The organism is Escherichia sp. KTE114 (assembly GCF_000407765.1).
GTDB lineage: Bacteria > Pseudomonadota > Gammaproteobacteria > Enterobacterales > Enterobacteriaceae > Escherichia > Escherichia ruysiae.
The window spans coordinates 4,169,760-4,193,178 of record NZ_KE136626.1 but is presented as its reverse complement, the minus strand read 5'-3'; the positions used below and the strand labels follow the sequence as shown (position 1 = coordinate 4,193,178).

At 50.7% G+C, this 23,419-nt stretch carries 21 protein-coding genes and 1 pseudogene; 14 read left to right on the top strand and 8 right to left on the bottom strand.

The genetic code is table 11. The annotated features are described in order from the left end of the window. The first annotated feature begins 22 nt into the window (after positions 1-22). Positions 23-914, top strand: a pseudogene (gene rpnB, locus WC5_RS01415) (recombination-promoting nuclease RpnB). 46 nt (positions 915-960) lie between these two features. On the opposite strand, the gene WC5_RS01420 reads toward rpnB, so the two are convergent. The 3 genes from WC5_RS01420 to yfcG are packed head-to-tail and all read right to left on the bottom strand — an operon-like array spanning position 961 to position 2,941. After that, a complete protein-coding gene (locus WC5_RS01420) occupies positions 961-1,854 on the bottom strand; it encodes a TIGR01777 family oxidoreductase (protein WP_001028351.1) in 894 nt (297 codons plus the stop codon). Positions 1,855-1,874: 20 nt separating this feature from the next. Further along, entirely contained in the window at positions 1,875-2,237 is a 363-nt protein-coding gene (folX, locus tag WC5_RS01425) for a dihydroneopterin triphosphate 2'-epimerase (protein ID WP_000068454.1), read from the bottom strand. A gap of 56 nt (positions 2,238-2,293) precedes the next feature. After that, positions 2,294-2,941, bottom strand: coding sequence for a GSH-dependent disulfide bond oxidoreductase (gene yfcG / locus WC5_RS01430; RefSeq protein WP_000566492.1), 648 nt, complete (start codon positions 2,939-2,941; stop codon positions 2,294-2,296). Between the two features lie 134 nt (positions 2,942-3,075). Between yfcG and yfcF the strand changes: the two genes are divergently transcribed. The 3 genes from yfcF to yfcD are packed head-to-tail and all read left to right on the top strand — an operon-like array spanning position 3,076 to position 4,928. Beyond that, entirely contained in the window at positions 3,076-3,720 is a 645-nt protein-coding gene (gene yfcF / locus WC5_RS01435) for a glutathione transferase (protein ID WP_000042422.1), read from the top strand. A gap of 55 nt (positions 3,721-3,775) precedes the next feature. Further along, a complete protein-coding gene (gene yfcE, locus WC5_RS01440) occupies positions 3,776-4,327 on the top strand; it encodes a phosphodiesterase (RefSeq protein WP_010351461.1) in 552 nt (183 codons plus the stop codon). A gap of 58 nt (positions 4,328-4,385) precedes the next feature. Beyond that, positions 4,386-4,928, top strand: a complete 543-nt coding sequence (gene yfcD, locus WC5_RS01445; protein ID WP_000437935.1) for an NUDIX hydrolase YfcD — start codon at positions 4,386-4,388, stop codon at positions 4,926-4,928. A gap of 32 nt (positions 4,929-4,960) precedes the next feature. Here yfcD and yfcC read toward each other — a convergent pair whose 3' ends face one another. The 3 genes from yfcC to ackA form a co-directional block, all read right to left on the bottom strand. Further along, positions 4,961-6,481 (bottom strand): putative basic amino acid antiporter YfcC, encoded by a 1,521-nt coding sequence (yfcC, locus tag WC5_RS01450; RefSeq protein WP_001274483.1) that lies wholly within the window; start codon positions 6,479-6,481, stop codon positions 4,961-4,963. A gap of 189 nt (positions 6,482-6,670) precedes the next feature. Then, positions 6,671-8,818 carry a phosphate acetyltransferase gene (gene pta / locus WC5_RS01455; RefSeq protein WP_000086714.1) on the bottom strand — a complete coding sequence of 716 codons (2,148 nt, stop codon included), beginning with the start codon at positions 8,816-8,818 and terminating at the stop codon, positions 6,671-6,673. Positions 8,819-8,892: 74 nt separating this feature from the next. Further along, positions 8,893-10,095, bottom strand: a complete 1,203-nt coding sequence (gene ackA / locus WC5_RS01460; RefSeq protein WP_000095707.1) for an acetate kinase — start codon at positions 10,093-10,095, stop codon at positions 8,893-8,895. Positions 10,096-10,432: 337 nt separating this feature from the next. On the opposite strand from ackA, the gene yfbV reads away from it, so the two are divergent. The 4 genes from yfbV (at position 10,433) to WC5_RS01480 (ending at position 14,046) form a co-directional block, all read left to right on the top strand. Continuing rightward, positions 10,433-10,888 carry a terminus macrodomain insulation protein YfbV gene (gene yfbV, locus WC5_RS01465; RefSeq protein WP_000106629.1) on the top strand — a complete coding sequence of 152 codons (456 nt, stop codon included), beginning with the start codon at positions 10,433-10,435 and terminating at the stop codon, positions 10,886-10,888. Positions 10,889-10,971: 83 nt separating this feature from the next. After that, the gene (locus WC5_RS01470) at positions 10,972-11,466 is read left to right on the top strand and encodes a YfbU family protein (RefSeq protein ID WP_000426118.1); all 495 of its coding nucleotides are present in this window, start codon (positions 10,972-10,974) and stop codon (positions 11,464-11,466) included. A gap of 10 nt (positions 11,467-11,476) precedes the next feature. Then, a complete protein-coding gene (hxpA, locus tag WC5_RS01475) occupies positions 11,477-12,127 on the top strand; it encodes a hexitol phosphatase HxpA (protein ID WP_001203422.1) in 651 nt (216 codons plus the stop codon). A gap of 86 nt (positions 12,128-12,213) precedes the next feature. Further along, on the top strand, positions 12,214-14,046 hold the full coding sequence (locus WC5_RS01480; RefSeq protein ID WP_001012913.1) for an SLC13 family permease: 1,833 nt from the start codon (positions 12,214-12,216) through the stop codon (positions 14,044-14,046). Between the two features lie 86 nt (positions 14,047-14,132). Here the strand turns inward: WC5_RS01480 and yfbR are convergent, their stop codons facing one another. Next, positions 14,133-14,732 (bottom strand): 5'-deoxynucleotidase, encoded by a 600-nt coding sequence (gene yfbR, locus WC5_RS01485; RefSeq protein WP_000813872.1) that lies wholly within the window; start codon positions 14,730-14,732, stop codon positions 14,133-14,135. Positions 14,733-14,815: 83 nt separating this feature from the next. Further along, the gene (gene alaA / locus WC5_RS01490; RefSeq protein WP_000074519.1) at positions 14,816-16,033 is read right to left on the bottom strand and encodes an alanine transaminase AlaA; all 1,218 of its coding nucleotides are present in this window, start codon (positions 16,031-16,033) and stop codon (positions 14,816-14,818) included. Positions 16,034-16,953: 920 nt separating this feature from the next. On the opposite strand from alaA, the gene lrhA reads away from it, so the two are divergent. The 6 genes from lrhA to nuoF all read left to right on the top strand — a co-directional run bounded on the left by lrhA (position 16,954) and on the right by nuoF (position 23,371). Continuing rightward, a complete protein-coding gene (lrhA, locus tag WC5_RS01495) occupies positions 16,954-17,892 on the top strand; it encodes a transcriptional regulator LrhA (protein ID WP_000622298.1) in 939 nt (312 codons plus the stop codon). A 628-nt stretch (positions 17,893-18,520) separates the two neighbouring features. Further along, positions 18,521-18,964, top strand: coding sequence for an NADH-quinone oxidoreductase subunit NuoA (nuoA, locus tag WC5_RS01500; RefSeq protein WP_000062994.1), 444 nt, complete (start codon positions 18,521-18,523; stop codon positions 18,962-18,964). Positions 18,965-18,979: 15 nt separating this feature from the next. Further along, positions 18,980-19,642, top strand: a complete 663-nt coding sequence (nuoB, locus tag WC5_RS01505) for an NADH-quinone oxidoreductase subunit NuoB (RefSeq protein ID WP_000386733.1) — start codon at positions 18,980-18,982, stop codon at positions 19,640-19,642. A gap of 89 nt (positions 19,643-19,731) precedes the next feature. Continuing rightward, complete coding sequence (nuoC, locus tag WC5_RS01510) at positions 19,732-21,534, top strand: NADH-quinone oxidoreductase subunit C/D (RefSeq protein WP_000247878.1); 1,803 nt, start codon at positions 19,732-19,734, stop codon at positions 21,532-21,534. A gap of 2 nt (positions 21,535-21,536) precedes the next feature. Then, positions 21,537-22,037: an NADH-quinone oxidoreductase subunit NuoE gene (nuoE, locus tag WC5_RS01515; RefSeq protein WP_000545042.1), complete on the top strand. Its 501-nt coding sequence runs from the start codon at positions 21,537-21,539 to the stop codon at positions 22,035-22,037. Further along, positions 22,034-23,371, top strand: a complete 1,338-nt coding sequence (nuoF, locus tag WC5_RS01520; RefSeq protein WP_000789507.1) for an NADH-quinone oxidoreductase subunit NuoF — start codon at positions 22,034-22,036, stop codon at positions 23,369-23,371. The genes nuoE and nuoF overlap by 4 nt, the downstream gene beginning before the upstream one ends. Positions 23,372-23,419: the final 48 nt, after the last annotated feature.

Below are 23,419 nucleotides of genomic sequence, written 5' to 3'. Positions count from 1 at the left end.
ATTTGAGGGGTGACGGAACGCCATGACAATATCGGCAACTTCCACGCCGCATGATGCGGTATTTAAATCTTTTTTACGCCATCCAGACACCGCGCGGGATTTTATTGATATTCACCTTCCCGCGCCGCTGCGCAAACTGTGTGATTTAACGACGCTTAAACTGGAACCAAACAGTTTTATTGATGAAGACCTGCGGCAATATTATTCCGACCTCTTGTGGTCTGTGAAAACGCAGGAGGGAGTGGGTTATATTTATGTAGTGATAGAGCACCAAAGTAAGCCGGAAGAATTAATGGCTTTTCGCATGATGCGTTATTCCATTGCGGCAATGCAAAACCATCTTGATGCGGGCTATAAAGAGCTTCCATTGGTGATCCCGATGCTGTTTTATCATGGCTGCAGAAGCCCTTATCCATATTCACTCTGCTGGCTTGATGAATTTGCCGAGCCTGCGATTGCCCGCAAAATATATTCATCAGCGTTTCCGTTGGTGGATATTACCGTGGTGCCGGATGACGAGATTATGCAACATCGCAAAATGGCGCTGTTGGAGTTAATTCAGAAACATATTCGTCAGCGCGATCTGTTGGGATTAGTCGACCAAATTGTTTCGCTGCTAGTTACAGGGAACACTAATGACAGACAGCTAAAAGCCCTGTTTAATTACGTATTACAAACGGGGGATGCCCAGCGTTTCCGAGCATTTATTGGTGAGATAACGGAACGTGCACCACAAGAAAAGGAGAAAACTGATGACCATTGCTGACAGATTACGTGAAGAAGGCGCAATGCAGGGCAAACACGAAGAAGCCCTGCGTATTGCTCAGGAGATGTTGGAGAGAGGGTTAGACAGAGAGTTAGTTCTGATGGTGACCAGACTTTCGCCAGACGATCTTATCGCGCAAAGCCACTAATCCTGTAACACTGGGATTAACTGGCGGATGTTTGCAGTAAACCACATCAGCGAACGACATCCGCCAGCGCCTCTTCTAAATCGTACCAGCGAAAAGCGAACCCCGCTTCTTCAAGCCGTTTTGGCAAGGCGCGTTGTCCGCCCAATACCAGAACCGATGATTCCCCCATCAGCAAGCGAATAGCTGTGGCAGGGACGCGCAAAATCGCCGGGCGATGCAGCGCATGACCAAGCGCATGGGCAAATTGTTCATTGTGTACCGGATATGGCGAGACCATATTAAATGGCCCGCGCAGATCGTTATCCAGCAGCCAGAGAATACCGTTGACCATATCATCAATATGAATCCAGGCCAGATACTGCCGACCGGAGCCAATCGGACCGCCCAGGCCAAGGCGAAACGGAGGCAGCATTTTGCCGAGGATACCGCCATCCGAAGCCAGTACTACGCCGGTACGCAGCAGGCACACTCGTGTTTTGTCGCTTTGCGCCCGACAGGCAATTTCCTCCCAACGGGCGCAGAGTTTATGGGTAAATTCGTTATGTGGCGGTTCTTCTTCAGTGACCACGACTTCACCTAAGTCACCATAATATCCCGCCGCCGAGCCTGAAATGAGCACTGACGGCGGCGTGTCGCTGGCGTTAATCAAATCCACCAGTTTTTGCGTGATATTCCAGCGGCTTTGGCAGAGGCGATCTTTTTGCTCGCGAGTCCAGCGTTTATCAGCAATCGGTTCTCCGGCCAGGTTGATTACTGCATCAACGCTGTTGAGGTTGCTTTGATCGGCAAGCCCTTGCCATAGTGTCACTCGGGAGCCGAGAACGGAACTGGCTGTCTGCGGGTTACGCGTTACCACCGTTACCTGATGACCCAGTTCCAACAAGCGTGGGATTAAATGGCGACCAATTAATCCTGTCCCTCCGGTGATCACTATATTCATGCAGCCTCCCGATATAGCGGTTAACGCTGCCAGCTCAAGGTCATGGATACTGAATCGGCATAGCGCAGCGCGTGAAGTTTATCGATCTCCACTTCAGCATACGTCACCCAGTGATGTTCACGTGCGATATCGAGCACATCCTGAGTTAATTTTTCCAGCAAAGAGAAACGGTTATTCTCTACGTGTTGAATGATGTTTTTGGTAACGGTGCGATAATTCAGCGCGTCATTAATATCTTCGCTGGTACGCGCTTTATCGGCGGGGTAATGGATCGTCACGTTGATAACGATATCCTGACGGTTGTTAATCTCTTCGTCTTTAATTCCGATAAATGTACGTAAGCGAAGGTTCTTTATACGAATAATCGCGGCAGGTTGTGCCATTGCAGGTTCTCCGTTGTTTTATTTAGGATTAAATAATACACGAGAACCAGGTTCTGTTAACTATTCGAAATCTCATCATTTACTTGTGCTTTTAGTAGCGCCTGCCCGGTAGCAGGACGTGAGCGGATTCGTTCATACCAGTTTTTTACTGCCGGATACATCGCGAGATCAATTCGCTGGCGAGTCCAGGCATTAACCCACGGCCAGCAGGCAATATCTGCAATGCTGTAGTTTTCACCGCCCAGCCAAGGCGAGTTTTCCAGGCGCTTATTCAGCACATGATACAGACGCTGAGTTTCAACCTGATAACGCTCAATTGCATAGGGAATAGTCTGTGGCGCTGCATGATTAAAATGGTGATTTTGCCCGAGCATCGGCCCCAGGCCTCCAACCTGCCAGAATAACCACTGTAATGTGGCGGCGCGCTCACGCGGTTCATGACCTAAAAATAGCCCTGTTTTTTCCGCCAGATACAACAAAATTGCACCTGACTCAAAGAGGCTTAATGGTTCACCGCCGTCAGTCGGGGCATGATCAACAATCGCCGGAATTTTATTGTTGGGTGAAATGCGCAAAAACTCCGGGCGAAACTGACCACCTTTACCGAGGTCAACTTTGATTAAGCGATAATCCAGTCCCGCCTCTTCGAGAAACAACGTAATTTTGTGACCATTCGGCGTTGGGGCGAAATAGAGATCGATCATTGCAGCTCCGGTTATCTAATAATCTGAACACATCAAGTATAGAAAGCGCAGCGACTTGTGTAAGTTTTCATCAAGTAACCGTGACAAAAAGGCTCTATAGTTTGATAGCAAGCCCATTTATCGCTGAGGACATAATGAGTAAACCTGCAATCACGCTGTGGTCAGATGCCCATTTTTTCTCCCCTTATGTGTTATCCGCCTGGGTGGCGTTGCAGGAGAAAGGCCTGCCTTTTCATATAAAAACCATCAACCTCGACAGCGGTGAACATTTGCGGCCGACGTGGCAAGGTTACGGACAGACACGGCGCGTGCCGTTGTTACAAATTGATGATTTTGAGTTAAGTGAATCCTCTGCCATTGCAGAATATCTGGAGGATCGTTTTGCGCCGCCGACCTGGGAGCGCATTTATCCGCTTGATTTGCAAAATCGGGCGCGAGCACGGCAGATTCAGGCCTGGCTACGCAGCGATCTGATGCCCATCCGCGAAGAGCGTCCGACGGATGTTGTCTTTGCTGGTGCGAAAAAAGCGCCATTAACGGTGGAGGGAAAGGCCAGTGCAGAGAAACTGTTCGCGATGGCAGAACATTTACTGGCGCATGACCAGCCGAATCTGTTTGGTGAGTGGTGTATTGCAGATACTGATTTGGCGTTAATGATTAACCGCCTGGTATTACAGGGTGATGAGGTGCCGGAACGTCTGGTGGATTATGCAGCATTCCAGTGGCAGCGGGCTTCAGTTCAGCTTTTTATTGCACTTTCGGCGAAGCAATCTGGCTGATAGAGGCGATAGAATCCAGTATCATAGCTTACGTTTTTTCGACGAGGAGTGAGTGATGAAACTGATGTTTGCATCGGACATTCATGGGTCGTTACCGGCGACGGAACGTGTTCTGGATTTGTTTGCCCAGAGCGGAGCTCAGTGGCTGGTGATTCTTGGCGACGTGCTGAATCATGGCCCGAGAAACGCCCTGCCTGAAGGGTATGCGCCAGCCAAAGTAGCCGAACGGCTGAATGAGGTGGCGCATAAAGTTATCGCCGTGCGCGGCAACTGCGATAGCGAAGTGGATCAGATGCTGCTGCACTTCCCTATAACCGCACCGTGGCAACAGGTATTACTGGAAAAGCAACGTCTGTTTCTGACGCATGGTCATCTGTTTGGCCCGGATAATCTGCCGGCTTTAAACCAGAACGACGTGCTGGTGTACGGTCATACCCATCTACCAGTGGCGGAACAGCGGGGTGAAATTTTCCACTTTAACCCCGGTTCGGTAAGCATTCCGAAAGGCGGCTATCCGGCGAGCTATGGCATGTTGGATGATGACGTACTAAGCGTAATCGCACTCAATGATCAAAGTATCATTGCGCAGATCGCGATTAATCCGTAATTTACTCCACAACTCAAAATGCGCCGTAAGAGCGCCAGAAAAAGAAGGTTTCCTGATAATGGAACAGCGTCGTTTGGCAAGTACTGAATGGGTGGATATTGTCAATGAAGAGAACGAAGTCATTGCACAAGCCAGCCGGGAACAAATGCGGGCACAGTGTCTGCGTCATCGTGCAACTTATATCGTCGTGCATGATGGCATGGGCAAAATTCTTGTGCAGCGTCGTACCGAGACAAAAGACTTTTTACCCGGCATGTTAGATGCGACCGCTGGTGGTGTGGTCCAGGCCGATGAGCAACTGCTGGAATCCGCACGTCGCGAAGCGGAAGAAGAGTTGGGCATTGCTGGTGTCCCCTTTGCCGAGCACGGGCAGTTCTATTTCGAAGATAAAAATTGCCGTGTCTGGGGCGCGCTGTTCAGTTGTGTCTCTCACGGTCCATTCGCCCTCCAGGAAGATGAAGTCAGTGAAGTTTGCTGGCTAACGCCGGAAGAAATCACCGCACGTTGCGATGAGTTTACTCCAGACTCGCTGAAAGCTCTGGCGTTGTGGATGAAGCGCAATGCCAAAAATGAAGCCGTAGAGACTGAAACGGCAGAATGAAAAAAGAGCCGCAATTGCGGCTCTTAACATTTTTAATGGTAGCCCATTAACTGAGCGCCGATCACCACGACGCTGGACATAATAAACAGCAGTCCAAGCAGTGTCGCACCCACTTTCAGCCAGTTACGGAAGTCCACCCGGCAAACGCCGAGCGTCGCCATTAGCGAAGCCGAGGTCGGGTAAATGATGTGACTGAAGCCATCGCCAAACTGGAACGCCAGCACGGTAACCTGACGGTTAACACCGACCAGATCGCCAAGCGGTGCCAGTAACGGCATGGTTAGCGCAGCCTGACCAGAACCGGATGTCACGAAGAAATTGAATACCGCCTGGAAGAGCAACATAAACCAGGCCGCGACAGCGTTATCCAGACCGCTAATGGCATTGGCAATGCTGTTGAGGATAGTATTCAGCACGCTGGCCTCACCAGCTTCACCGTTACCCACCAGAAGCAAAATCCCTTTGGCGAAACCCACCAGCAGGGCAGGGGCGATCATCATGCGCGCGCCTTCGGTAAAGGATGAAGCCATGGTATTTACCGTCATGCCGTTAAGACGGAAGACAACGCCGATGATGCCAATCACCAGCCCCATAGTGAAGAACTGGCTGGCGATTTCTGGAATAAACCAGGCATTAACGATCACCCCCCAAATCACCCAGATCATAACGGCGGTCAGGACAATCAATACCAGCCAGTCACCAAAGGTAAACGGACGTTGTTCAACGTCAGCCTGCTTTTCACGGAAGAAGCGATCGGAATCATGCACGCGTGACAACAGAGGATTCTTTTTCACTCGTGAGGCGTAAACCATGGTAAAGATCAGGCCAATCAGAGTGGCGATAACCCACACCACAATGCGCAGGCCGGAGCCGGAAAGCACCGGAACGCCAGCAATCCCCTGGGCGACAACTACGCAGAACGGGTTCATCCACGAGCTGGCAAAACCGATTTGAGTGGCGATATAGGTCACCAGGACGGTAGTAATACTGTCATAACCCAGTCGTACCATTAGCGGGGCAATGATGATGGCAAAGGCGACGGCCTCTTCCCCCATGCCGAACACCGCACCACCGAGCGAAAAGAGAATAAACAGCGCAGGAATAAAGAGAATTTCATTCCCTCGTGTATGGCGGATAAGCGCCAGGATGCCGTTATCAATGGTTCCTGTACGCATCACGATGCCAAATGCACCGCCAATCACCAGCATAAACATGATGATGCCAACGGCTGTCCCGTATTTCGATCCGGAGGTTAACCCTTCAAACGGGAAGTTCATCAGGCCAGGGCGTTCATCGCCCGTCGAGAACAGTTGTACGCGGTGATACTCAGGTTCGCCGGCCTCGTTGGTCAGAATGCGAAATGAGTGAGGGTCTACGACTTTGCGTGTTTTCGTCTGACCATCAACCTGGTACTGCACTTCCTGACTGTCAAACATCCCCACCGGAACAACCCATGTGGCGAGACTGGTTAAAATAGCGACAAAAAAGATAATCACCAGCGTATCGGGCATTGCCCATCTTCTGGTTGGTTTGGATTCAGTTATTGCGGACATAGCGCAAATTTTCCCTTGCACAAGACAAAGTGGTAAGTATGCAAAGTGATATGGCGCAATTCATTGATGCAGCGCAGTTAAGCAAGATAATCAGAAAGGAGTAATGCAAATTAAGAGAATAAAAAACCGGAAATAGTGACTATTTCCGGTTCAGATATCCGCAGCGCAAGGCTGCGGATTATGACGAGATTACTGCTGCTGTTGTGCAGACTGAATCGCAGTCAGCGCGATGGTGTAGACGATGTCATCAACCAGAGCGCCACGGGACAGGTCGTTAACCGGCTTGCGCATACCCTGCAGCATCGGCCCGATGGAGATCAGGTCGGCAGAACGCTGTACCGCTTTGTAGGTGGTGTTACCGGTGTTCAGATCCGGGAAGATGAACACGGTAGCGCGACCTGCAACCGGAGAGTTCGGTGCTTTAGATTTCGCAACGTCAGCCATTACCGCAGCATCGTACTGCAGCGGACCGTCGATCATCAGGTCAGGACGTTTTTCCTGCGCCAGACGAGTTGCTTCGCGAACTTTTTCTACGTCGCTACCTGCACCAGAAGTACCGGTGGAGTAGGAGAGCATAGCAACACGCGGTTCGATACCGAAGGCTGCGGCGGAATCTGCGGACTGAATCGCAATTTCTGCCAGCTGTTCTGCGGTCGGATCTGGGTTGATCGCACAGTCACCGTAAACGTAAACCTGTTCTGGCAGCAGCATGAAGAACACGGAAGATACCAGGGAGCTGCCCGGTGCAGTTTTGATCAGCTGCAGCGGCGGACGGATGGTGTTTGCGGTGGTGTGAACAGCACCGGAAACCAGACCGTCAACTTCATCCTGTTCCAGCATCAGCGTACCGAGAACCACGTTGTCTTCCAGCTGTTCGCGGGCAACGGTTTCGGTCATGCCTTTGTTCTTACGCAGTTCGACCAGACGAGCAACATAGCTTTCGCGAACCACTTCTGGATCAACGATTTCGATGCCTGCGCCCAGTTCTACGCCCTGAGACGCTGCAACACGGTTGATCTCTGCCGGATTACCCAGCAGTACGCAAGTTGCGATACCACGTTCAGCACAGATAGCGGCTGCTTTAACGGTACGCGGTTCGTCACCTTCCGGCAGAACAATACGTTTGCCCGCTTTGCGCGCAAGTTCAGTCAGCTGATAACGGAACGCTGGCGGAGACAGACGACGGCTGCGCTCAGAAGTGGCAGTCAGAGAATCGATCCAGTCAGCGTTGATGTAGTTAGCAACGTATTCCTGAACTTTCTCGATACGCTCGTGATCGTCAACCGGAACTTCCAGGTTGAAGCTCTGCAGGCTCAGAGAAGTCTGCCAGGTGTTGGTGTTCACCATAAATACCGGCAGGCCGGTAGCGAAAGCACGTTCGCACAGTTTAGAAATGCGCGCGTCCATTTCGTAGCCGCCAGTCAGCAGCAGGGCACCGATTTCTACGCCGTTCATGGCAGCCAGGCAAGCGGCAACCAGCACGTCAGGACGGTCTGCGGAAGTCACCAGCAGAGAACCGGCACGGAAGTGCTCCAGCATGTGCGGAATGCTGCGTGCGCAGAAAGTGACGGATTTAACGCGGCGAGTATTGATGTCGCCTTCGTTGATGATGGTCGCATTCAGGTGGCGAGCCATATCGATCGCACGAGTCGCGATCAGGTCAAAGCTCCACGGCACAGCGCCGAGAACCGGCAGCGGGCTGGATTCTTGCAGCTTCGCCGGATCAACATTGTTTACTTTAGCTTTGGAAGAGTCGTCGAAAATCTCGGACAGATCCGGGCGAGTACGACCCTGTTCATCAACCGGTGCGTTCAGTTTGTTAACGATAACGCCGGTGATGTTGGTGTTTTTGGCACCGCCGAAGCTGTTGCGGGTCAGTTCGATACGCTCTTTCAGCTGTTCCGGGGTGTCAGTGCCCTGAGACATAACGAAGACGATTTCCGCATTCAGCGTTTTAGCGATTTCGTAGTTCAGAGACTGGGCAAACTGGTGCTTACGTGTCGGGACCAGACCTTCAACCAGAACGACTTCAGCGTCTTTGGTGTTAGCGTGGTAGTTTGCGACGATCTCTTCCATCAGCACATCTTTCTGATTGCTGGAAAGCAGACCTTCAACGTAGCTCATTTTCAGCGGTTCAGCGGCCGTCGTGGTAGAAGAGTTCGCACGCACGATAGTCGTAGTCTGATCGGGCGCATCGCCACCGGTACGCGGCTGAGCGATAGGTTTGAAAACGCTCAGACGAACGCCTTTGCGTTCCATTGCACGGATCACGCCAAGGCTGACACTGGTCAGACCGACGCTGGTTCCGGTAGGGATCAGCATAATAATACGGGACACGGTTTATCCTCTTTCGTTACCGCCGATTTGGCGGGTTACAAAACAGCACCGCCAGCTGAGCTGGCGGTGTGAAATCAGGCAGTCAGGCGGCTCGCGTCTTGCGCGATAACCAGTTCTTCGTTGGTTGGGATAACCACCGCAGGACGGGTACCTTCTTTGTTGATGAAACCAGATTTGCCGAAACGTGCAGCCAGGTTGCGTTCATGATCAACTTCAAAGCCCAGCACGCCCAGTTTGCCCAGAGACAGTTCACGAACCATCGCGGCATTTTCACCGATACCACCGGTGAATACAACAGCGTCCAGACGACCATCCATCAGCGCAGTGTAGGCACCGATGTATTTCGCCAGGCGGTGGCAGTAAACGTCCATTGCGCGCTTCGCGTCTTCTTTCGTCGCGTAGTTGTCTTCAACATAGCGGCAGTCGCTGGTCACTTCGGTCAGACCCAGCAGGCCAGACTCTTTGGTCAGCAGTTTGTTGATTGCGTCAACGCTCATGCCCAGGGTGTCGTGCAGGTGGAAGATGATCGCCGGATCGATATCACCAGAACGGGTACCCATGACCAGACCTTCCAGCGGGGTCAGGCCCATAGAGGTGTCAACGCATTTACCGTTGCGGATAGCAGAAACGGAACCACCGTTGCCCAGGTGGCAGGTGATGATGTTCAGTTCTTCTACCGGTTTGTTCAGCATTTTTGCCGCTTCCTGGGTTACATAGAAGTGGCTGGTGCCGTGCGCGCCGTAACGACGGATGCCGTGCTCTTTGTACAGGTTGTACGGCAGGGCGTAGAGGTAAGACTCTTCCGGCATAGTCTGGTGGAACGCGGTGTCAAATACAGCAACGTTTTTGTCTTTCAGCTGTGGGAAAGATTTCAGAGCTTCTTCGATACCGATCAGGTGAGCCGGGTTGTGCAGCGGTGCAAAAGAAGCTGCATCTTTGATACCCTGAATAACAGACTCATCGATAACTACGGAGCTGGTATACTTTTCGCCGCCGTGTACGATACGGTGACCGATAGCAGTCAGCTGCGCAGACAGTTCTGGTTTTTGTGCCAGAATAGTATTAACGATAAAGTTGAGCGCTTCGCTGTGAGCGGCGCCTGCACCTAAAGCCGCTTCCTGTTTATTGCCGTCCATTTTCCATTTGATACGTGCTTCGGGCAGGTGGAAACATTCGGCTAAACCAGAAAGGTACTCTTCACCATTTACTGCATCGATGATGGCAAATTTCAGTGAAGAACTACCGCAGTTCAGAACCAGTACTAACTTACTCGACATGGAAGTACCTATAATTGATACGTGGCTAAAAAAACGTCAGGGAGCCATAGAGCGTAGCGCATGATGACACCGACATTTATGATTAACATCATGCACTGCAAATTTTTTTTGCATGATGGAAGAAATATCTTGAGTCTATGCCATTTTGCGTAATTTTCAGCCAATGGCATAATGTATATGAATTTGACGACTCAATGAATATGTACTACTTAGGCCTTCAGGCTGCTAAAGGATACCTGATAGTGGGTATGGAAGACAAAATGTTTTGAACGTTGTCCCGCTGAGTTGTGAATTTGCACAAATTTTTGAATCTTTATATGTGAAGTTGAGGTGAAGCATGTCAACGCCGGATAATCGTTCTGTTAATTTTTTTAGCTTGTTTCGCCGGGGACAGCATTACTCAAAGACGTGGCCGCTGGAAAAACGCCTTGCCCCGGTCTTTGTTGAAAATCGCGTTATCAAGATGACGCGCTATGCGATTCGTTTTATGCCGCCGATTGCTGTGTTCACTCTCTGCTGGCAAATTGCACTAGGCGGTCAGCTTGGGCCGGCTGTTGCTACTGCGTTGTTCGCCCTGAGTTTGCCGATGCAGGGGCTATGGTGGCTGGGCAAACGTTCTGTTACGCCATTACCACCAGCGATCCTGAGTTGGTTTTATGAGGTTCGCGGTAAATTGCAGGAGGCCGGGCAAGCATTAGCACCCGTAGAAGGCAAGCCTGATTATCAGGCATTAGCTGACACGCTTAAGCGCGCCTTCAAACAACTGGATAAAACTTTCCTCGATGATTTGTAATTGACCCCTGATTACGCATATAAAAGAAGGCAGACATCGGCCTTCTTTTTTTTCACCGTAGTAAAGTGATACAGGAGTCAACAATGGAAATGACCAACGCGCAACGTCTTATTTTGTCTAACCAGTACAAAATGATGACTATGCTCGATCCGGCAAATGCTGAACGTTATCGTCGTCTGCAAACAATCATTGAACGCGGTTATGGATTGCAGATGCGCGAACTGGATCGTGAGTTTGGCGAGCTGAAAGAAGAAACCTGCCGAACTATCATCGACATTATGGAGATGTATCACGCACTGCATGTCTCCTGGTCTAATTTGCAGGATCAACAAGCTATCGATGAACGCCGTGTCACTTTCCTCGGCTTCGACGCTGCCACCGAAGCACGTTATCTCGGTTATGTACGCTTTATGGTTAATGTCGAAGGGCGTTACACCCATTTTGATGCCGGGACTCACGGCTTTAATGCCCAGACGCCAATGTGGGAGAAATACCAACGCATGTTGAACGTCTGGCATTCTTGCCCGCGTCAGTATCATCTGAGCACAAACGAAATTAATCAAATCATTAACGCCTGAGGAGGCTTGCGTGCGGTGCAAAGGTTTTCTGTTTGATCTTGATGGTACGCTGGTAGACTCCCTGCCTGCGGTAGAGCGGGCGTGGAGCAACTGGGCGAGACGCCATGGATTAACGCCGGAAGAAGTGCTGGCTTTTATTCACGGTAAACAGGCAATAACGTCTCTGCGCCATTTTATGGTGGGGAAATCGGAGGCGGAAATTGCTGCAGAGTTTACGCGTCTGGAGCAAATTGAGGCTACGGAAACCGAAGGAATTTCTGCACTTCCTGGGGCAATCGCCTTACTCAATCATTTGAATAAAGCGGGTATTCCATGGGCGATTGTGACTTCAGGTTCAATGCCAGTTGCACGAGCGCGCCACAAAGTAGCCGGACTTCCTGCACCGGAAGTATTTGTTACTGCGGAGCGGGTGAAACGTGGGAAACCAGAGCCCGACGCGTATCTGTTAGGCGCGCAACTGCTGGGTCTTGCACCACACGAATGCGTTGTAGTGGAAGACGCTCCCGCAGGTGTGCTTTCTGGCCTGGCTGCGGGATGCCATGTTATTGCGGTTAATGCACCGGCAGACACTCCACGTCTGAATGAGGTAGATTTGGTTCTCCATAGTCTGGAGCAAATTACTGTGACCAAACAGCCAAATGGCGATGTTATTATTTCGTGAAACACCTAATCATGATTTAGCCCCGTCTCGTCGGGGCTTTTTTGTGGCAGAATCAAGCCATCCCCCTCAATTAACAAGGATAAGTTGTGAACGGTGAATTGATCTGGGTTCTCTCATTACTGGCCGTTGCCATAGTCCTGTTTGCAACAGGCAGAGTGCGTATGGATGCGGTCGCTTTGTTTGTTATTGTCGCGTTTGCATTAAGCGGAACGCTGACGGTCCCCGAAGTTTTTTCCGGCTTTTCCGATCCTAACGTTGTGCTGATCGCCGCCCTGTTTATTATTGGCGATGGTTTAGTCCGTACTGGCGTTGCCACCGTTATGGGGACATGGCTGGTCAAAGTGGCCGGCAGCAGTGAAATCAAAATGCTGGTTTTACTGATGTTAACTGTTGCGGGTCTTGGCGCATTTATGAGTTCAACTGGCGTCGTCGCTATCTTTATTCCCGTGGTGTTAAGCGTTGCCATGCGTATGCAAACGTCGCCATCGCGCCTGATGATGCCGCTAAGTTTTGCCGGGCTGATTAGCGGCATGATGACGCTGGTGGCGACGCCGCCTAACCTGGTGGTGAACAGCGAACTGCTACGCGAGGGTTATCACGGGTTTAGTTTCTTTAGCGTAACGCCTATCGGCCTGGTCGTATTGGTACTCGGCATCTTATACATGCTGGTGATGCGTTTTATGCTGAAAGGGGATTCCCAGACTCCGCAGCGCGAAGGCTGGACGCGTCGCACCTTCCGCGATCTTATTCGTGAATACCGTCTTACCGGGCGTGCGCGCCGTCTGGCTATTCGCCCCGGTTCGCCGATGATCGGTCAACGGCTGGACGACCTTAAATTGCGTGAACGCTATGGCGCAAACGTCATTGGTGTTGAACGCTGGCGTCGTTTTCGTCGTGTTATTGTGAATGTGAACGGGGTTTCTGAATTTCGCGCGCGTGACGTTTTGCTTATTGATATGTCAGCGGCTGACGTCGATCTCCGGCAATTTTGCAGTGAACAATTACTGGAGCCGATGGTTTTGCGCGGCGAGTATTTTTCCGATCAGGCTCTTGATGTCGGTATGGCAGAGATTTCATTAATTCCTGAGTCAGAGCTTATTGGTAAATCGGTTCGCGAAATCGGCTTTCGTACCCGCTACGGGCTGAATGTCGTGGGGCTGAAACGCAATGGCGTGGCGCTGGAAGGTTCGTTGGCGGATGAACCTCTGCTGCTGGGCGATATTATTCTGGTGGTTGGTAACTGGAAACTGATCGGTATGCTGGCAAAACAGGGCCGCGATTTTGTGGCGCTGAATTTACCGGAAGAAGTGAGTGAAGCATCACCCGCACACAGCCAGGCGCCACATGCCATTTTCTGTCTGGTGCTGATGGTGGCGTTAATGCTGACCGATGAAATTCCTAACCCTGTTGCCGCTATCATTGCCTGCCTGCTGATGGGGAAATTCCGCTGTATCGATGCCGAAAGTGCCTATAAATCCATTCACTGGCCGAGCATTATTTTGATCGTTGGGATGATGCCGTTTGCTGTGGCATTACAGAAAACCGGTGGTGTCGCGCTGGCGGTGAAAGGGCTGATGGACATCGGCGGCGGTTACGGGCCGCATATGATGCTGGTCTGTTTGTTTGTCTTGTCGGCAGTTATTGGGTTATTTATCTCTAATACCGCGACGGCGGTGTTGATGGCTCCGATTGCGCTGGCTGCCGCAAAAACAATGGGCGTATCACCTTATCCGTTCGCAATGGTCGTGGCGATGGCTGCATCCGCCGCTTTTATGACGCCAGTTTCTTCCCCCGTTAACACACTGGTTTTAGGCCCGGGGAATTACAGTTTCAGTGACTTTGTGAAGCTGGGAGTACCGTTCACCATTATCGTGATGGTGGTTTGTGTGGTCATGATCCCGATGTTGTTTCCATTTTGACGAGAGCCTGATGTCACATCCGTCGCTTATTGCCTGATGCGACGCTGGCGCGTCTTATCAGGCAGTGTCGGCTGGTATCTGGCTGCTTACAGCGGTGAATCCTGGCTAATCTCATCGAGCGAAAGATGAAAGCTGGGAACAAATACCTCCATGAAGTAGTCCATCTCCTGGCTGCGGCGCGCTTCAAGCGTCGCTTCCAGTCGCGTTTTTGCCAGCAAAAATTCATTATTTCCGGCTGCGAGTTCTTCCAGGCATTTCAAGTACGCACACAGCGCATCCGCCTGTTTAACCAGTGACTTTTCTTCATCGCTATACGCATTTTCATCGATTAATGGCGCAAAAATATCCCGCAGCTCCTCCGGAACCATATCGACAAGTTTTTGCTGAGCGATTTTCTCAATGGCTTTATATTCCTGGGCGATTTGCGAGTTGAAGTATTTCACCGGAGTAGGGAGATCGCCAGTGAGCACTTCAGAGGCATCGTGGTACATCGCCAGCAGTGCGATGCGTTCTGCATTCACCTGTCCGCCAAATTTGCGATTCTTGATGGCTGCCAGCGCATGGGCGACCATCGCTACCTGCAAACTGTGTTCGGACACATTTTCCGTCCGCACGTTGCGCATTAGCGGCCAGCGGTTAATGAGTTTCAGGCGGGAGAGGTGGGCAAAAAAATGGCTCTGTTTCATAGTGACCTTACGAGTGATGACATCCTGAGGTCATTGTGGAGGGATAACACTGCCGGATGCAATCTCCGGCAGTGAATTTAAGATTACAACTGATGATAACCGGAAAGGAAACGAGCGAACTTGCTCAAGGACAGTTCGATATCATCAACACGCGGCAGCGTGACAATGCGGAAGTGATCCGGCCATGGCCAGTTAAATGCAGTTCCTTGTACCAGCAGAACTTTTTCCTGTAACAGGAAATCCAGTACCATCTTCTGATCGTCGTGAATATTAAAGCGTTTGGCGTCGATTTTCGGGAACATGTACAGTGCGCCGCGCGGCTTCACGCAGGAAACACCTGGAATGTCGTTAATCAATTCCCAGGCGCGATTACGCTGTTCGTAAAGACGTCCGCCCGGCATGATAAACTCGCTGATGCTCTGATAGCCGCCGAGTGCGGTCTGTATTGCGTGTTGTGCGGGAACGTTAGCGCACAGTCGCATTGAGGCCAGCATTTCCAGACCTTCGATGTAGCCTTTGGCGTGTTTTTTCGGCCCGTTCAGCACCATCCAGCCCTGACGGAAGCCAGCAACACGATACGTTTTCGACAGTCCATTAAAGGTAATAGTCAGCAAGTCAGGAGCTAACGGCGCAATCGAGTGATGCTCAGCGTCGTCATAGAGGATTTTGTCGTAAATTTCATCGGCGAAGATAATGAGATTATGTTGACGCGCAATCTCCACAATCTCCATCAAAAGTTCTTTGGAATATACTGCGCCGGTTGGGTTGTTCGGGTTGATAATAACAATGCCGCGCGTGCGTGGCGTAATTTTGGCGCGAATGTCATCGAGATCCGGGAACCAGTCAGAGGATTCATCGCAAAGATAGTGCACTGCTTTACCGCCGGAGAGCGAAACTGCCGCTGTCCATAGAGGGTAATCAGGCGCAGGAACCAACATTTCGTCCCCACTGTTCAGCAATGCCTGCATTGCCTGAACGATAAGCTCTGATACACCATTGCCAATGTAAATATCTTCCACGGTAACATCACGCATACCGCGAGCCTGGTAGTGCTGCATGATGGCTTTACGCGCGGAGTAAAGACCTTTGGAATCGCAATAGCCCTGAGCTGTCGGGAGGTTGCGTATCACGTCAACCAGGATTTCATCGGGTGCGTCAAAACCGAACGGCGCTGGGTTGCCGATGTTCAGTTTCAGTACCTTGTTACCTTCTTCTTCCAGGCGTTTTGCTTCTTTCAGCACCGGACCACGGATGTCGTAACAGACATTCTCTAATTTGCTGGATTTTTCAATGGGGGACATGAATCTTGACCTTTTTGCTGTTATCGCCACTCCCTGCCGTGGAAGTCAGCTTAGAACAATGTACTCCCCCGAGGCGGCGTTTTGAAGTTCTGCAGAACAAGATTTTGCTGGCAGAGAAAGAGGAATTATGCTGTTAATAACTTAATTATCGCAAAATAATAAGATGCATATACTTAATAAGTGATGTTTGGTAGTGATTTATTCTAAATATCAATTAAGAGTATGGTTTTTTTGTCTGATAGATAAATGTGTAAAATTTCTTCGGCTTAAGAAATCACGAACATAAAGCATTCATGATATTTTCGTTATAAGTGAAAAATTAACGAGTAGTGATTGCCGATGTGTCGTATAGGTGATGACGGGGGAAATTATTGTTAAGAGGAATTAATGAATGCGGGTGATGCTAATTAATTATTATTTAATATTCAAAAAGGCTTTGTTGTGCATATTAATAATAGAAGATTACTTTGCCTAACATAACATAACTTTGCATCAGATAATTCGCAATGACCCTTATAAATAAAAGGGTTTTAGGGTAAAATGCCTACTTTAATGACGGAGCACCTGCTTTTGATGCAGCCTCATCCTCGCTGTTTGTACGCGTACACGTATTAGCCGCGCTGCTGCGAGGGAGTGGAGCAGGGAGCAACATTTACATTTACATAAACTCTCGCATGTCATAAATAGAAAAGAGTGAGTAACTTAATAGATATGCGATCCCTGAAGATATATTCTGTGATCTACTTCAGGCATTATAACGGAACAATGTGAGCCACATTTTTAGTGCAACTCATATGCATTTTTACTTTCATCCGGGTTCCGGATGAAACTGCCAGGGAGGCACATTACAAATGGAATTGCTTGTTTGTGTGTGCACAGCATTAACCAGCTCAGTATGAGCCGCCAGTAAGTGATAATATATGATAAGTGCAAATCGTCCGATAATTAACCTCGACCTCGATCTGCTGAGAACATTTGTTGCTGTTGCCGATCTGAACACTTTTGCTGCTGCAGCTGCCGCTGTGTGTCGTACTCAGTCCGCTGTTAGCCAGCAAATGCAACGTCTGGAACAACTCGTTGGGAAAGAACTGTTCGCTCGGCATGGTCGCAACAAACTGTTAACTGAACATGGCATTCAGCTTCTTGGTTACGCCAGGAAAATCCTGCGTTTTAATGATGAGGCTTGCTCATCATTGATGTTCAGTAATCTTCAGGGCGTGTTAACTATCGGTGCTTCAGATGAATCTGCTGATACGATCTTACCTTTCCTGCTTAATCGCGTAAGTTCGGTTTATCCGAAACTTGCGCTGGATGTCCGCGTTAAACGCAATGCCTATATGGCAGAAATGCTGAAGTCCCAGGAAGTGGATTTAATGGTTACCACTCATCGTCCTGATACCTTTAAGGCGTTGAACCTGCGTACTTCGCCAACGCACTGGTATTGCGCTGCGGAATATGTGTTGCAAAAAGGCGAGCCGATCCCACTTGTGTTACTGGATGACCCTAGTCCGTTCCGTGACATGGTTCTGGCAACGCTCAATAAAGCGGAGATTCCATGGCGCCTGGCGTATGTTGCCTCCACATTACCGGCTGTTCGTGCTGCAGTAAAAGCGGGTCTTGGCGTGACAGCAAGACCGGTTGAGATGATGAGTCCGGAACTGCGCGTTTTGAGCGCGGTAGACGGTTTACCTCCACTCCCAGATACCGAATATTTGCTGTGCTATGATCCGTCCAGCAATAATGAGTTGGCGCAGGTGATATACCAGGCAATGGAGAGTTATCACAACCCATGGCAATACAGCCCGCTGACTCCCCAGGAGGGGGACGATTCCCTGTTGATAGAAGGGGATTACGAATAATCGTCTGGCAATAACAATTTCTGATGATAAGTTTGTAAAAATAAGCCACTGGTGATTAATAAAACGCCAGTGGCTTTTTTTACAATAAATCCTTAAGAATTTTCCTCACGGCGAACAAAAGTGTTCATTTTTCAATCATCAGCCATTCTCCACGCTTACGAACAAAAAATCGCCTGAAAAAAATCTCCTGCTACAATGATGTTAAAAAATACGTAAAATTATTGCTGTGTTTTTGTTATGGATTAACAAAAGCGTGTCACAGATCAAGAAAATACTCTCTTTTGGGGGGAGGAATCGACACAAATTCCTGTCAAAATAGACCCGTATTTTTTCCATTGCTTCACAACGGACACGATTCAACAACATCTAATTTTCCTGGAGTTGTCAACAATCTGGGGCTATAGGGCATTAAATGCAAAAGTTGTTGATATCATGTAAATTAATGTGAAGAAACCTTTGTTAAAGTTGACAAAAGGTTATAGAAAGGAGTAAAAGACCACATCAATTAGCTGTATAAAATAGTTTCTACAGTGATTGTAAGGTTTTTTTTATTCCTCCCCATGAATCGATGTGGCGTCCATCTGCCGTGAAGAGCAGTGAATCTGGCGCTACTTTTGATGAGTAAGCAATGAGTATGTCAACATCCACTGAAGTCATCGCTCATCACTGGGCATTCGCTATCTTTCTTATCGTTGCCATTGGCCTGTGTTGCCTGATGCTGGTAGGCGGTTGGTTTTTAGGCGGTCGCGCACGCGCGAGGTCGAAAAACGTGCCGTTTGAATCAGGTATCGACTCGGTCGGCTCCGCCCGCTTACGCCTGTCTGCCAAGTTTTATCTGGTGGCCATGTTCTTCGTTATCTTCGACGTTGAGGCGCTGTATCTGTTCGCATGGTCAACTTCCATTCGCGAAAGCGGCTGGATTGGCTTTGTAGAAGCGGCAATTTTTATTTTTGTGTTACTGGCTGGTCTGGTTTATCTGGTGCGTATTGGCGCGCTGGACTGGACGCCCGCGCGTTCTCGCCGCGAGCGTATGAACCCGGAAACGAACAGTATCGCTAATCGTCAACGCTAACCGCGAGGCATTAAGATGGATTATACGCTCACCCGCATAGATCCCAACGGTGAGAACGACCGTTACCCCCTGCAAAAGCAGGAGATTGTAACCGACCCTCTGGAGCAAGAAGTTAACAAAAACGTGTTTATGGGCAAGCTCAATGACATGGTTAACTGGGGTCGTAAAAACTCAATTTGGCCGTATAACTTCGGTCTTTCCTGCTGTTACGTTGAGATGGTGACCTCATTTACTGCGGTGCATGACGTGGCGCGTTTTGGCGCAGAAGTATTACGTGCTTCGCCGCGTCAGGCTGACCTGATGGTGGTGGCAGGAACCTGCTTTACCAAAATGGCGCCGGTTATTCAGCGTCTGTATGACCAGATGCTGGAGCCGAAATGGGTTATCTCCATGGGAGCCTGTGCCAACTCTGGCGGTATGTACGACATTTATTCCGTTGTACAGGGCGTTGATAAATTCATTCCGGTTGATGTGTATATCCCGGGGTGTCCGCCGCGTCCAGAAGCGTATATGCAGGCACTGATGCTGTTGCAGGAATCTATTGGTAAAGAACGTCGCCCGCTCTCCTGGGTCGTTGGCGATCAGGGCGTTTATCGCGCCAATATGCAATCAGAGCGCGAACGCAAGCGCGGTGAACGCATTGCCGTTACCAACCTGCGCACCCCTGACGAGATTTAATTTGCGCCTGTCGGCAAAGGTATTTTTCTTCGCTTATTCCTAAATCTATTGCGCGAAGCCACGCCGACAGTCACCACGGACCATATGCAATGGTGAACAATATGACCGACTTAACCGCGCAAGAACCCGCCTGGCAGACCCGCGATCATCTTGATGATCCGGTGATAGGCGAACTGCGCAACCGTTTTGGGCCGGATGCCTTTACTGTTCAGGCGACTCGCACCGGGGTTCCCGTTGTGTGGATCAAGCGTGAACAATTACTGGAAGTTGGCGATTTCTTAAAGAAACTGCCGAAACCTTACGTCATGCTGTTTGATTTACACGGCATGGACGAACGTCTGCGCACCCACCGCGAAGGGCTACCTGCTGCGGATTTTTCTGTTTTCTACCATCTGATTTCCATCGATCGTAATCGCGACATCATGCTGAAGGTGGCGCTGGCTGAAAACGACTTGCACGTACCGACCTTTACCAAATTGTTCCCGAACGCTAACTGGTATGAGCGTGAAACCTGGGATCTGTTTGGCATTACTTTCGACGGTCACCCGAACCTGCGCCGCATCATGATGCCGCAAACCTGGAAAGGTCACCCGCTGCGTAAAGATTACCCGGCGCGCGCAACCGAATTCTCGCCGTTTGAGCTGACCAAAGCCAAACAGGATCTGGAGATGGAAGCCCTGACCTTCAAACCGGAAGAGTGGGGGATGAAGCGCGGCACCGAAAACGAGGACTTCATGTTCCTCAACCTCGGTCCGAACCACCCGTCGGCACACGGGGCTTTCCGTATCGTTTTGCAACTCGACGGCGAAGAGATTGTCGACTGCGTACCAGACATCGGCTACCACCACCGTGGCGCGGAGAAAATGGGCGAACGCCAGTCATGGCACAGCTACATTCCGTATACCGACCGTATCGAATACCTCGGCGGCTGCGTTAACGAAATGCCTTATGTGCTGGCGGTAGAGAAACTGGCCGGAATTACCGTGCCGGATCGCGTTAACGTGATTCGCGTAATGCTTTCCGAACTGTTCCGTATCAATAGCCACCTGCTGTACATCTCGACCTTTATTCAGGACGTCGGCGCAATGACGCCAGTATTCTTCGCCTTTACCGATCGTCAGAAAATTTACGATCTGGTGGAAGCAATCACTGGTTTCCGTATGCACCCGGCGTGGTTCCGTATTGGCGGCGTAGCGCACGACCTGCCACGTGGCTGGGATCGTCTGCTGCGTGAGTTCCTCGACTGGATGCCGAAACGTCTGGCGTCTTACGAGAAAGCGGCGCTGCAAAACACCATTCTGAAAGGCCGTTCCCAGGGCGTTGCCGCCTACGGTGCGAAAGAGGCACTGGAGTGGGGCACCACCGGTGCTGGCCTGCGAGCCACCGGGATCGACTTCGACGTGCGTAAGGCGCGTCCTTATTCTGGCTATGAAAACTTCGACTTTGAAATCCCGGTTGGTGGTGGCGTTTCTGACTGCTACACCCGCGTAATGCTGAAAGTGGAAGAGCTGCGCCAGAGCCTGCGCATTCTTGAGCAGTGCCTCAACAACATGCCGGAAGGCCCGTTCAAAGCGGATCACCCGCTGACTACGCCGCCGCCGAAAGAGCGCACGCTGCAACATATCGAAACCCTGATCACCCACTTCCTGCAAGTGTCGTGGGGGCCGGTGATGCCTGCCAATGAATCCTTCCAGATGATTGAGGCGACCAAAGGGATCAACAGTTACTACCTGACCAGCGACGGCAGCACCATGAGTTATCGCACCCGTATCCGCACGCCGAGTTATGCGCACTTGCAGCAAATTCCGGCGGCGATCCGTGGCAGCCTGGTGTCTGACCTGATTGTTTATCTGGGCAGTATCGATTTTGTTATGTCAGATGTGGACCGCTAATTATGCACGAGAATCAACAACCACAAACCGAGGCTTTTGAGCTGAGTGCGGCAGAGCGTGAAGCGATTGAGCACGAGATGCACCACTACGAAGACCCGCGTGCGGCGTCCATTGAAGCCCTGAAGATCGTTCAGAAGCAGCGTGGCTGGGTGCCGGACGGTGCGATCCACGCGATCGCTGACGTTCTGGGTATTCCGGCGAGCGATGTCGAAGGCGTGGCAACATTCTACAGCCAGATCTTCCGCCAGCCAGTTGGTCGCCATGTGATCCGTTATTGCGACAGCGTGGTCTGTCACATCAACGGTTACCAGGGCATTCAGGCGGCGCTGGAGAAAAAACTGAACATCAAACCAGGGCAAACGACGTTTGACGGTCGCTTTACGCTGCTGCCAACCTGCTGCCTGGGGAACTGTGATAAAGGGCCGAACATGATGATCGATGAGGATACTCACGCGCATCTGACCCCGGAAGCGATCCCTGAACTGCTGGAGCGGTATAAATGAAAAACATTATCCGTACTCCCGAAACGCATCCGCTGACCTGGCGTCTGCGTGATGATAAACAGCCAGTGTGGCTGGATGAATACCGCAGCAAAAACGGTTACGAAGGGGCGCGTAAGGCGCTGACCGGACTTTCTCCGGACGAAATCGTTAATCAGGTAAAAGACTCCGGCCTGAAAGGGCGCGGCGGTGCAGGCTTTTCTACTGGCCTGAAGTGGAGCCTGATGCCGAAAGACGAATCCATGAACATCCGTTACCTGCTGTGTAACGCCGATGAAATGGAGCCGGGCACCTATAAAGACCGCCTGCTGATGGAACAACTGCCGCACCTGCTGGTGGAAGGTATGCTCATCTCCGCGTTTGCGCTGAAAGCTTACCGTGGCTACATCTTCCTGCGTGGCGAATATATTGAAGCAGCAGTGAATCTGCGCCGTGCCATTGCTGAAGCGACCGAAGCGGGTCTGCTTGGCAAAAACATTATGGGAACAGGTTTTGATTTTGAACTGTTTGTCCATACCGGGGCAGGGCGCTACATCTGCGGTGAAGAAACAGCGTTAATCAACTCCCTGGAAGGGCGTCGCGCTAACCCGCGTTCAAAACCGCCATTCCCGGCAACCTCCGGCGCATGGGGTAAACCGACCTGCGTCAACAACGTCGAAACCCTGTGTAACGTTCCGGCAATCCTTGCTAACGGCGTGGAGTGGTATCAGAACATCTCGAAAAGCAAAGATGCTGGCACCAAGCTGATGGGCTTCTCCGGTCGGGTGAAAAATCCGGGTCTGTGGGAACTGCCGTTCGGCACTACCGCACGCGAGATCCTCGAAGATTACGCCGGTGGTATGCGTGACGGCCTGAAATTCAAAGCCTGGCAGCCAGGCGGCGCGGGCACCGACTTCCTGACCGAAGCGCACCTTGACCTGCCGATGGAATTCGAAAGTATCGGTAAAGCGGGCAGCCGTCTGGGTACGGCGCTGGCGATGGCGGTTGACCATGAGATCAACATGGTATCGCTGGTGCGTAACCTGGAAGAGTTTTTCGCCCGTGAATCCTGCGGCTGGTGTACACCGTGCCGTGACGGTCTACCGTGGAGCGTGAAAATTCTGCGTGCGCTGGAGCGTGGCGAAGGTCAGCCGGGCGATATCGAAACACTTGAGCAACTGTGTCGATTCTTAGGCCCGGGTAAAACCTTCTGTGCCCACGCACCTGGTGCGGTGGAGCCGTTACAGAGCGCCATCAAATATTTCCGCGAAGAATTTGAAGCGGGAATCAAACAGCCGTTCAGCAATACCCATTTGATTAATGGGATTCAGCCGAACCTGCTGAAAGAACGCTGGTAACCGAATTTCGATTAACGCTCAGTCTCTGACTGAGAAAACTGGAAGCAT